Origin of the sequence: Nonomuraea indica (assembly GCF_002850745.1) — a bacterium.
Taxonomy (GTDB): domain Bacteria; phylum Actinomycetota; class Actinomycetes; order Streptosporangiales; family Streptosporangiaceae; genus Nonomuraea; species Nonomuraea indica.
This window is the reverse complement of the sequence record NZ_PJOK01000068.1, coordinates 108,402-117,607: the sequence shown is the minus strand read 5'-3', so window position 1 is coordinate 117,607 and position 9,206 is coordinate 108,402. Positions and strand designations below refer to the sequence as shown.

The 9,206-nt window shown below is 69.1% G+C and carries 10 protein-coding genes; 4 read left to right on the top strand and 6 right to left on the bottom strand.

Going from position 1 to position 9,206, the window contains the following annotated elements; translation table 11 throughout:
* Complete coding sequence (locus CXR44_RS37775; protein ID WP_101790963.1) at nt 1-1,071, bottom strand: DUF6348 family protein; 1,071 nt, start codon at nt 1,069-1,071, stop codon at nt 1-3.
* Between the two features lie 95 nt (nt 1,072-1,166).
* The gene (locus tag CXR44_RS37770) at nt 1,167-1,556 is read right to left on the bottom strand and encodes a beta/gamma crystallin family protein (protein ID WP_101790962.1); all 390 of its coding nucleotides are present in this window, start codon (nt 1,554-1,556) and stop codon (nt 1,167-1,169) included.
* A gap of 402 nt (nt 1,557-1,958) precedes the next feature.
* On the opposite strand from CXR44_RS37770, the gene CXR44_RS37765 reads away from it, so the two are divergent.
* The 3 genes from CXR44_RS37765 to CXR44_RS37755 are packed head-to-tail and all read left to right on the top strand — an operon-like array spanning nt 1,959 to nt 4,158.
* Nucleotides 1,959-2,552 carry a dihydrofolate reductase family protein gene (locus CXR44_RS37765; protein ID WP_101790961.1) on the top strand — a complete coding sequence of 198 codons (594 nt, stop codon included), beginning with the start codon at nt 1,959-1,961 and terminating at the stop codon, nt 2,550-2,552.
* 53 nt (nt 2,553-2,605) lie between these two features.
* Nucleotides 2,606-2,929: a YciI family protein gene (locus tag CXR44_RS37760; RefSeq protein ID WP_101790960.1), complete on the top strand. Its 324-nt coding sequence runs from the start codon at nt 2,606-2,608 to the stop codon at nt 2,927-2,929.
* Nucleotides 2,926-4,158, top strand: coding sequence for an RNA polymerase sigma factor (locus CXR44_RS37755; protein ID WP_101790959.1), 1,233 nt, complete (start codon nt 2,926-2,928; stop codon nt 4,156-4,158). Before CXR44_RS37760 ends, CXR44_RS37755 begins: the two co-directional genes overlap by 4 nt.
* Nucleotides 4,159-4,480: 322 nt before the next feature.
* On the opposite strand, the gene CXR44_RS37750 is transcribed toward CXR44_RS37755, so the two are convergent.
* A complete protein-coding gene (locus tag CXR44_RS37750; protein WP_101790958.1) occupies nt 4,481-5,524 on the bottom strand; it encodes a zinc-dependent alcohol dehydrogenase family protein in 1,044 nt (347 codons plus the stop codon).
* 412 nt (nt 5,525-5,936) lie between these two features.
* Here CXR44_RS37750 and CXR44_RS37745 point away from each other — a divergent pair, with 412 nt between their 5' ends.
* A complete protein-coding gene (locus CXR44_RS37745) occupies nt 5,937-6,296 on the top strand; it encodes an MmyB family transcriptional regulator (protein WP_245899935.1) in 360 nt (119 codons plus the stop codon).
* A gap of 148 nt (nt 6,297-6,444) precedes the next feature.
* On the opposite strand, the gene CXR44_RS37740 is transcribed toward CXR44_RS37745, so the two are convergent.
* The 3 genes from CXR44_RS37740 to CXR44_RS37730 all read right to left on the bottom strand — a co-directional run bounded on the left by CXR44_RS37740 (nt 6,445) and on the right by CXR44_RS37730 (nt 8,963).
* Nucleotides 6,445-7,431: an aldo/keto reductase gene (locus tag CXR44_RS37740; protein WP_101790957.1), complete on the bottom strand. Its 987-nt coding sequence runs from the start codon at nt 7,429-7,431 to the stop codon at nt 6,445-6,447.
* A 191-nt stretch (nt 7,432-7,622) separates the two neighbouring features.
* Nucleotides 7,623-7,907, bottom strand: coding sequence for a hypothetical protein (locus CXR44_RS37735; RefSeq protein ID WP_144070230.1), 285 nt, complete (start codon nt 7,905-7,907; stop codon nt 7,623-7,625).
* A 126-nt stretch (nt 7,908-8,033) separates the two neighbouring features.
* Nucleotides 8,034-8,963, bottom strand: a complete 930-nt coding sequence (locus tag CXR44_RS37730) for a TIGR03619 family F420-dependent LLM class oxidoreductase (protein ID WP_101790955.1) — start codon at nt 8,961-8,963, stop codon at nt 8,034-8,036.
* Nucleotides 8,964-9,206: the final 243 nt, after the last annotated feature.

Genomic DNA, 9,206 nt, shown 5'->3' with positions numbered 1-9,206 from the left:
CTACGCGTCGTCGACAGGCACCAGCAGGCCGAAGATCCGCACGGCGACCCACCCGTGGGCCAACAGTGCCTGGCTGTCCGCGACCACCGCCTCGCCACCGGGCCACTGTTCGCTGTCCAGCAGCACCTCGTTGGTCTGCACCCGGCCGTCGTGGTACTCGACGAACAGGCGTAGCCCGTGCACCTTTCGTGTGAGCGGCTCGGCGCGCAGCGCCTCCAGCAGCCGGTCGAGCAGGGGCCCGGCAGACGGCACCGGCCCCTTGGCGAACCGGTTGATCTGGGAGCCCAGCACCAGTTCGAACGCGCCGCTCGGGTGGTCGTAGCGCTCCCGCTCGACGTGGTCGGGCGCCGCGCCGGGGCGCAGGAGGCCGTCGACGATCGGGTGCAGTGCGCCGATCCTGAACTGGTTCACCCCCTCGCTGATCGCGTCCCGCCAGGTGGGGCCGTGCCCGGCGAAGCTCTCGACCAGCCATGGCTCGGCCAGCGCGGGGTGCGACACGGCGAAGTCGATCTGAGCGATCACCACGCCGGCCGGGGCGGGGTGGACGACTATGGCCGCGTCGACTTTCGTCCCGCCGTCGAGCGGTACGCCGTGCGCGTGAAGGAATCCCTCGAACACGGCTCGCGGCGAGGGTACGCCGCCGTCGCCGTCCTCGGCCGGTTCCAGGTCCTCGTCCAGCGTGGTCTCGCCGAGCATCAGGTCCGACAGCTCCGCCCCGTCGTACAGCGCGTTGTTGATCGCGTTGAACTCGGCGCTGCGCATCGCGATCCGCTCGACCTCGTCACGGCCGGCCCGCTGCGCGCGGTCCAACGCTGCCACGAACACCGGCTCGGCCGACAGTTCCACCCGCCCGCCGGGAGTCACGAGCTCGTCCGGGTACGTGACGTCCGACAGCAACCGCCGCGTGTACGCCATGGGCAGGAAGATCAGCAGCCGCTCGGCCAGCCACGGCTCGACGCCGGCCTCGGTCAGCCGTTCCCACACGTCCTCGTCCTCCGGGGGCTTCTCGCCCGCGCAGAACGCGGCGATCCCCACCTCGACGGCGGCGTCGAACCGCCTCGATTCGATCATGGCGCAACCCTATCCACTGCGGTCCTCGGACCGGACAAGCCGAACGAAACCTGGATCAGCCGTCACTCCCCGAGCCGGCCATCTCGGACACGCTCTCAGATCGCCTGGGCCCGGATCCAGAGGAATCCGACGTTGTCGTTGTAGGCGTCACCGACGTAGGTGACGGGACCCGCGCGAGTGGGGCCGTAGTTCATTCCCGGAGATCGGGTGTCAAGATTGGACAACCAGCAGCGGCCGTGGACCCGGTAGGAGCTGAGCACCCAGCCCCAGTACCTGGCGGAGAAGTCGAAGGTGTATCCCTGCGGGTCACAGGTGCCGTAGTCGCCGTAGATGTCGGAACTGTCGCCCCCGAAGTCGGCGTGCTCGTACAGAGTCATCAGCAAGGTGCGCTCGGCGGCGGCCGAGGCGACCGTCGTCTCGTCACCGCACACCTCCCGCAGCGGGGTGGCCTCCGTGCCCGGCTTGGCCTTCTCGGCAATGAACACGCATTTCTTCTCGGGTGCGGCTGCCGCGCTTCCCGAAGAGAGCGGATGGACAGTGAACAGCGCGGTCATCGTGACCGTAGCTAAAAGGAACCGCCAGACGCCTCGGATCATCGGTTCGGCCTTTTCTTCCCATGGATGCGAAACAGCTCGACTATAGGTCGACGTCCTTGGTGTAAGGAGCCCGAAAAACAGACGAAGAGCGTCGATAATCGGACAGCCAAGACGGTCTTCCGCTGGAGCGCGGTCGCCGCGACGCGGTCGTGCTGTCGGATCGCCGGCGACCGGCGTCCCGGAGGATTCGGTGAAGAAGTCCGGGCGGCGATGTCGGATCGGGGCGGTGGTGTTCGTAGCAGGGGTGAGGCCGCCCACACGGGGCGGCGCCGAGGCGAAGGAATCGCGATCATGAAGCTGACGACCGTCACTCAGGTCACCGTCGACGGAGTGATGCAGGGAAACGGCGGTACGTCGGATGAGGACCGCAGGAACGGATTCGAGCGCGGCGGATGGGCTCGCGGGGCGGGTGACGACGAGACCAGGTCGTTCATCACACAGACCTACCAGCGCGCCGAGGCGTTCTTGTTCGGCCGGCGCACCTACGAGTTGTTCACCTCCTGGGACCGGACACATCCCATCGGCGCGGCCTTGGACGACGCCCCCAAGTACGTCGCCTCGACCACGCTCACCTCGCCGCGCTGGAAGGACACGACCGTTCTCCGCGGTGACCTCGCGGCGGCCGTCAGAGAGCTGAAGGCCAAGCCCGGGGGTGAGCTGCAGGTGCACGGCAGTGGCATCCTGACCCGGTGGCTGCTGGAGAAGGACCTGGTCGACGAGATGATCCTGATCGTGATCCCGGTGATCGTCGGCCAGGGCGCGAGACTGTTCCCGGAGACCGGTCCGGACCTCGCTCTCCACCTGGTCGAGTCGCGGGTCGACTCGAAGGGCGTGACGATCCAGGTCTACCGGCCGGCCGGGCGGCCGCGGTACGCGACGGCCTGACGTGCCTGACCACCGGACCACGCTGTCCTGACACCACAGGAGATGATCTTCAGATGCGGTACCTGGTTTCCGTGATCGACGACAGGAGCGATCCCGACAGCACGGACAGGCGGCCCGCCATCAGCGCGTTCAACGAACGACTGATCGCCGAAGGCCACTGGGTCTTCGCGGGCGGGCTCGCGGACACCGACGCGGCCACGGTCGTCGACAACCGGGGCGAGCAGCCCGTGTTCAGCGACGGGCCTTTCGTGGAGTCGAAGGAGTACCTCGCCGGCGTCTGGGTGTGGGAGGCTCCTGATCTCGATGTGGCGCTCAAGCTCGCCGCCGAGGCGTCGAAGATCTGCCATCGGAAGATCGAGGTACGGCCGTTCCTGTGAGCGAGGCCGAGGAGGCGGTCATCCGGGCCCACCACGACGAGTGGGCGCGGGTGGTGGCCGCCCTGACCAGGCGTTTCGGTGACCTCGACATCGCCGAGGAGGCGGCTGCCGAGGCGTTCGCGACCGCCGTGGAGCGGTGGCGGGCCGACGGCGTACCGCCCAATCCGGGCGCGTGGCTGACCACCACCGCCAACCGCAAGGCCATCGACCGGATCCGGCGTGAGAGCAGGCGCGACGACAAGCACAGGGAGGCTCGGATGACGTACGACGACCTGCCCGAGCCCGTCGGCGCCATCGATGACGACCGGCTCCGGCTGATCTTCACCTGCTGCCACCCGGCGCTGGCGGTGGAAGCGCGCGTGGCGTTGACGCTGCGCATGGTCGGCGGTCTGACCGTGCCCGAGATCGCCCGCGCCTTCCTGGTACGGGCGACCACCATGGAACAGCGCATCACCCGGGCGAAGGCCAAGATCAAGGCGGCTCGCATCCCCTACCGGATGCCGTCCGCCGACGATCTTCCGGCTCGTGTCTCCGGCGTCCTGGCCGTGCTGTTCCTCGTCTACAACGAGGGCTACCTGGCCAGCGGCCCCGGCACCGACCCCGTACGACACGACCTGACCACCGAGGCGATCCGGCTCACCCGCCTGATCCGCGCGCTCCTGCCGCAGGACGGAGAGGTGGCCGGGCTGCTGGCGCTGATGCTGCTCACCGAGGCCCGCCGCACCGCCCGCGTCTCGGCGAACGGCGAACTGGTCCCGCTCGACGAGCAGGACCGTGGGGCCTGGGACGCGGAACTCATCGCCGAAGGCCATCGGCTGGTGCGCGAGCGCCTGGCCGCTGCCGCCGCCGGGGTGGCTCCGGGCCGCTACCAGATCCTCGCCGCGATCAACGCGGTGCACACCTCCGCCCGCGACATCCGCGACACCGACTGGTCGCAGATCCTCGCCCTCTACGACCGGCTCGTCCGCCTCGACCCCTCGCCGATCATCGCCCTCAACCGGGCCATCGCCGTGGCCGAGCTCGACGGGCCTGAGGTGGCACTGGCCATCGTGGACCGCCTCGCCGAGGTGCTGGCCTGCTACCACGCCTACCACGCCACCCGCGCCGACCTGCTGCGCCGGCTGGGCCGAAGCCGGCAGTCACACGCGGCCTACGACCGGGCCATCGACCTGGCCGGCAACACCGGCGAGACCGCCTACCTCACCCGCCGCCGCGACCAACTGCGGTAGCGCCCGGGTTTCGGCAGGAACGTCCACACGGGGGACGGCCGGCCGAAGGCGTCGATCAGCACCGCGGCTCGATGACGGGGCCGCTTGTACCCCCACAAACCCGACCTGCCACGCCCGGCACAGAAGCGGTTTCCTGAAATCGCGTCCGGGTCGCGACACCACCGACCGCCGCGCCCTTTTCCCCACCGACCGAATATGAGGTCCATCCTCCTGGTGGCCGGCGCCGACGCGAGGCCGCGACGAACCGAACGCGGACGGGTCGACCGGGCCGTTCCTCACCCGCCCAGACATGTCGTCCTTCTTCGTCGCCGTGCTGTATCGGTCAGGGGTTGATGAGGACCTTGAGGGTCTTGCGGTCGGCCATGTCCCGGTAGCCGGCTGGGACGCCGTCGAGGTCGGTGGTGGCGTCGAAGACCTTCCCGGGCTCGATGGCGCCGCCGAGGATGTCGGGCATCAGTTCCTCGATGTAGGCGCGCACGGGTGCGGGTCCTCCGGCCAGGCGGATGTTGTGGCGGAAGAGGCTGCCGAAGCCGACGGGGGCGTCCTCGTACTGTGGGACGCCGACCCGGCTGATGACGCCGCCGCGGCGGACGACCCCGAGGGCCTGCTCGTAGGCGGGCATGTTGCCCACGCATTCGAGGACCACGTGCGTACCGTTGCCGCCGGTGAGCTCCCGCGCCTGCTCGATGCCTTCCTCTCCGCGGGCGGAGACCACATCGGTGGTGCCGAACTCGCGGCCGAGGTCAGTGCGGGCCTGGTGGCGTCCCATCAGGATGATCTGCTCGGCGCCCAGGCGCTTGGCCGACAGGACCGCCAGCAGGCCCACGGCGCCGTCACCGATCACGGTGACGCGGGTGCGCTCGTTGACGCCGCCGGCCACGGCCGCGTGGTAGCCGGTGCCCAACACGTCCGAGAGCGTCAGCAGGGACGGCATGAGGGCCGAGTCCGCTTCGACGGGCAGCTTGACCAGGGTGCCGTCGGCGAGCGGGACGCGGACCGCTTCGGCCTGGCCGCCCTCGTCCGCCTCGCCGTCCCAGAAGCCGGCTTGCGGGTGGGCGCAGGAGGTGTGCAGTCCCTCGCGGCAGAACTGGCAGGCGTTGTCGGAGATGGCGAACGGCGCCACGACCAGGTCGCCCCGGTCGACGGTGGTCACCTCGGGGCCGGTGTCCTCGACGATGCCGATGAACTCGTGCCCCATCCGGGCGGGCCCGTCCTCCGGCTTCATCGAGCCGTAGGGCCACAGGTCGCTGCCGCAGATGCAGGACGCGGTGACGCGGACGAGCGCGTCGGTGGGCAGCTTGATGACCGGGTCCGGCACCTGCTCGACGCGGACGTCGCCGGCACCGTACATCAGGGTTGCACGCATCAGAAGTTCTCCGTTCCGGATGGTCGTCTCTCTCGGTGGTGGCGGTGCCCCGTGCCGTGACCCGGGCTGCCTGGAGTGTCTCGACTCCCCACCACTCCCCGTCTGACCTGGCCATACACCCCAGGGCGGCAGCCAGTGCGCGGGTAGCGCGGAGCGGCGGCGCCGGATGACGGCGATGGCGGTCGTGGGGTGCCGAGCCCAGGAAACCCGCCTGGTCGCACGCGAGGCAGAGCGCGTTCACAGGGGGCGACCTGGCCCGCGCCGCCCGTACCGCCCGCCGCGTACCCTCGCGTCGCAAGGACGTCCAGGTTCCGCCGCGGGTTCGGTGGCTGCTGGACTCCATGACGATGTCGGCGGCGTTCGTGCGCAACGGCTGCCAGGACATCGTCGCCGGCAATGCGCTGTTCGGACCTTGCACGCGCCGGTCTTCGACAGTCCCACCACCGCGCAGCACGGCCGCGCCAACATCGCCCGTTACCTTTTCCTCGACCCGGGCTCCCAGCGGTTCTTCGTCGACTGGGACGCGGCCGCCGTCGCCACCGCCGCGCTGCTGCGCGCCGAAGCCGGGCGCGAGCCCCACGACCGAGCCCTGCGCGACCTCGTCGGTGAGCTGTCCACGCGCAGCACCGAGTTCCGTAGCCAGTGGGCCGCCCACGACGTGCGTATCCGCCACGACGGCAGCAAGCGGCTGTGGCACCCGCAGGTCAGCGACCTGGATCTGACCTACCAGTCCCCGGAGCTGCCCGTGTCCAACCGGACGGTGTACGACTGATGGGCAGCTCCCGGATCTCCACAGATGCGCGGCAGCGGCGCGGCTCCGAGATGCGCGCAGTACATCACCGGACAGGGGCTCGTCATCGATGGCGGCCTCGTGGCAGCGGCGCCGCTCGGGCTGCGCCTTTGACCGGACGGTGACCGCGTCAGTATGCGGCGTCGAGTTTCGCCCGCTGTTCCGCGGTCAGCTCCAGGTCCACCGCGGCCAGGCTCTCCTCCAGCTGCTCGACCGAGGAGGCGCCGACCAGCGGGATGACCTGAATCTCGCCGCCCATCAGCCAGGCGAGCACCACCTGGTTGACGGTCGCTCCCGTCTCCTGCGCCACTTCCCGCAGTGCCGCGAGACGCCGTGGCGTGCCCGCGTGGTCGAACGCGACGCCGAGTGGCTTGTCCGGTCGTACGTAACCACCGCCCAGCAAGGGGGAGTAGGCGACCAGCGTGAGCGCAGGCTCGGCTCTCAGATAGCTGAGCAGGTCTCCGCTGGTAAGGCCGAGGTTGCCGTCCTTGGATCGCAGCGTCGGCAGATCGGTGCGCGGACGTAGGTAGGAGTGGTGATATTGCACGACTTCATAACCGGGTAGCCCCGCCGCGGCCGCCAGGCTTCTGCTCCGCTCGAGTCGCCAGACCCAGTGGTTGCTCGCTCCGAGAAGACCCACGGTGCCTTCCTCGACCAAGCCCGCGAAACTCTCGACGATCTCCTCCAGCGGCGCCCTCGCCTCCTCGATGTGGGCGTACAGGAGGTCCAGTTTGGCCACGCCGAGCCGTTCCCGGCTTCGCTCCGACGACTCCCGTATCACCTTGGCCGACAAGCCCTCGATGTCGAGGGTGAGCGTGGTCGCCGGAACGTTCGGCCGTCCTCCGAGCTTGGTGGCGATGACGATGTCATCCCCGATGCCGCGGCTGCGACGCCAGCGGCCGAGCAGCGCCTCGCTTTCGCCGCCCTGCGTGCCGTTGACCCAATAGGCGTAATTGTTCGCGGTGTCGATGAAATTACCGCCGGCCTCGACGAAGCGATCGAGGATGGCGAAGGACGTCGCCTCGTCGATGGCGCTGCCGAAGAGCATCGCACCAAGGCTCAGCGCGCTGACACGTCGCCGGCTCTTCGGGTCGCTGCCAATCATGCGGTACTTCATCGATAATCCTTTCGCGGCTGTCTCGGGCGAAATCATTCACCCTAGAGTCGACTCGAGGTCAACTCGGAAGCCCGGGATCACCCCGCCAGGTCGACGCCCGCCCGGGAAGAGCTCGACATCGTGCAACGGTCCACGGCCCAGCGGGATCGCCACGAGCTCGTCATGGAGTCGTCCTCGCTGCCATACGGCCTTCAATCACCGGCGAAGAGCAGTTCGAGGCCGGCGTCCTCTGCGCAGAGCCGGCCCATCGCCACGAGCTCGTCCAGGGCGTCTCTCTCGACATCGTCCTCCGCCAAGGTTCGCAGATAGTCCAGCTCGTCGAGGAACTGCGGCATCTCCGACGAGGTCAGGGTGACGTCGTCCCAGGGATCGATGCGCTGGAGCAGGGGAGCCCGGCTCCTGTCTCTCGCGAGCGCGACGAGATGCTCGATGGTTGCCCACGGCTCCCAGCCGAGATCGACGCCCGACTCTGTCACGGACCGCCGTCGCGGACCGGTCCCCGCCTGCGCCACCCTCATCAAATGCACTGTGACGCTCAAGATCGAATTTCCCTGTCGGTTCTGTCGAACACCGGCCGGCGATGGTCGGAGGACAGCGATCCGTCAGGCAAGGGTTCGCCAGCGCGCCGTCGGGACGGCCTCCCGCAACTCGGCGAGACGGCGCAGCGCCTCGTCCACCGTGGTGGAGGTGCCGTCGGCGAACAGGACGTGGTCGACCTCCAGGCCGACGAGCCGGTCGAGATCGGCGGCGATCTGCCGGGCCGAGCCACCCAGGAACGGCCGCTCTCCGCCCAGGTCGCTCGAGGTGATGGGGGTGTTGGCCCGCACGACCACGCGCAGGTCCGCCACAGCACGCCCCGCTTCCCTGGCCGTGGCGCGAAAACGAGTGACGGCCTCCTCCAAGGACTCGTACGAGAACGCCACCGGGTGCAACCCGTCAGCCACTCGCGCTGCCCGGTCGATCGCAGCCGGAACCATCGCCGCCAGCACGATCGGAACCCCCGACCGCTGGACGGGCTTGGGATTGATCGCAGACGACGGGACGGCATAGTGCTTGCCCTGGAAGCCGACGGGGTCGGCGCCCCAGGCGGCCCGCAGCACGCCGATCGCCTCCTCCAGAGCCTCGCCCCTGGTGCGCTGTGAGACGCCGACCGCCTCGTACTCCTGGTCCATCCAGCCCAAACCCAGGCCTGCGATGGCTCGCCCACCGCTCAACTGGTCGAGCGTGGCGAAACGCCGGGCGAGCACCACAGGATTGTGGAAGATCGCGTTGACGACACTGGTCCCCAACCTGATGCGCTCCGTGCACGCCGCCACATAGCTCAACGTCTCGATCGGCTCGAAGGTCGATGCGTAGTAGTCGGGGAGTGGCTGGGGCCGGCCGCCGGACGTGGCACCGGCCGTCGGGTACAGCAGCCGCTCGTAGGTCCAGACGGCTCCATAGCCCAACTGCTCGGCCTCTCGCGCCACCCGCGTGATGGCTTTCACCGACGCATACGGCCCGGACGTGGGCAGCACCACCCCAAGATCCACTCTTGCTCCTCGCTCATAGGGTTCCTACTGATTCATCCTGGCCAACCTCGCACGGCAACCACAGGGCAACGACTGCCAATTTCTCTCGGTTTACTGCCAACCGGCGACTGCGTCTCATCGCGTGGGGGACGCAGACGCCGTCCGGTGGCCATCACTTTCCGCCGATCACGCCGGTCCGTTCACGATGGGCTCGTCTCGCTGTGGCAGGTTGCGAACTCCGGCGCTACTCCTGCCGCTTGGAGT

Excerpts from the sequence above, each read along its gene's own strand:
- CXR44_RS37740 (WP_101790957.1), bottom strand. The coding sequence starts at position 7,431 with ATGAAGTACCGCATGATTGGCAGCGACCCGAAGAGCCGGCGACGTGTC.
- CXR44_RS37765 (WP_101790961.1), top strand. The coding sequence starts at position 1,959 with ATGAAGCTGACGACCGTCACTCAGGTCACCGTCGACGGAGTGATGCAG.
- CXR44_RS37760 (WP_101790960.1), top strand. The coding sequence starts at position 2,606 with ATGCGGTACCTGGTTTCCGTGATCGACGACAGGAGCGATCCCGACAGC.
- CXR44_RS37775 (WP_101790963.1), bottom strand. The coding sequence starts at position 1,071 with ATGATCGAATCGAGGCGGTTCGACGCCGCCGTCGAGGTGGGGATCGCC.
- CXR44_RS37750 (WP_101790958.1), bottom strand. The coding sequence starts at position 5,524 with ATGCGTGCAACCCTGATGTACGGTGCCGGCGACGTCCGCGTCGAGCAG.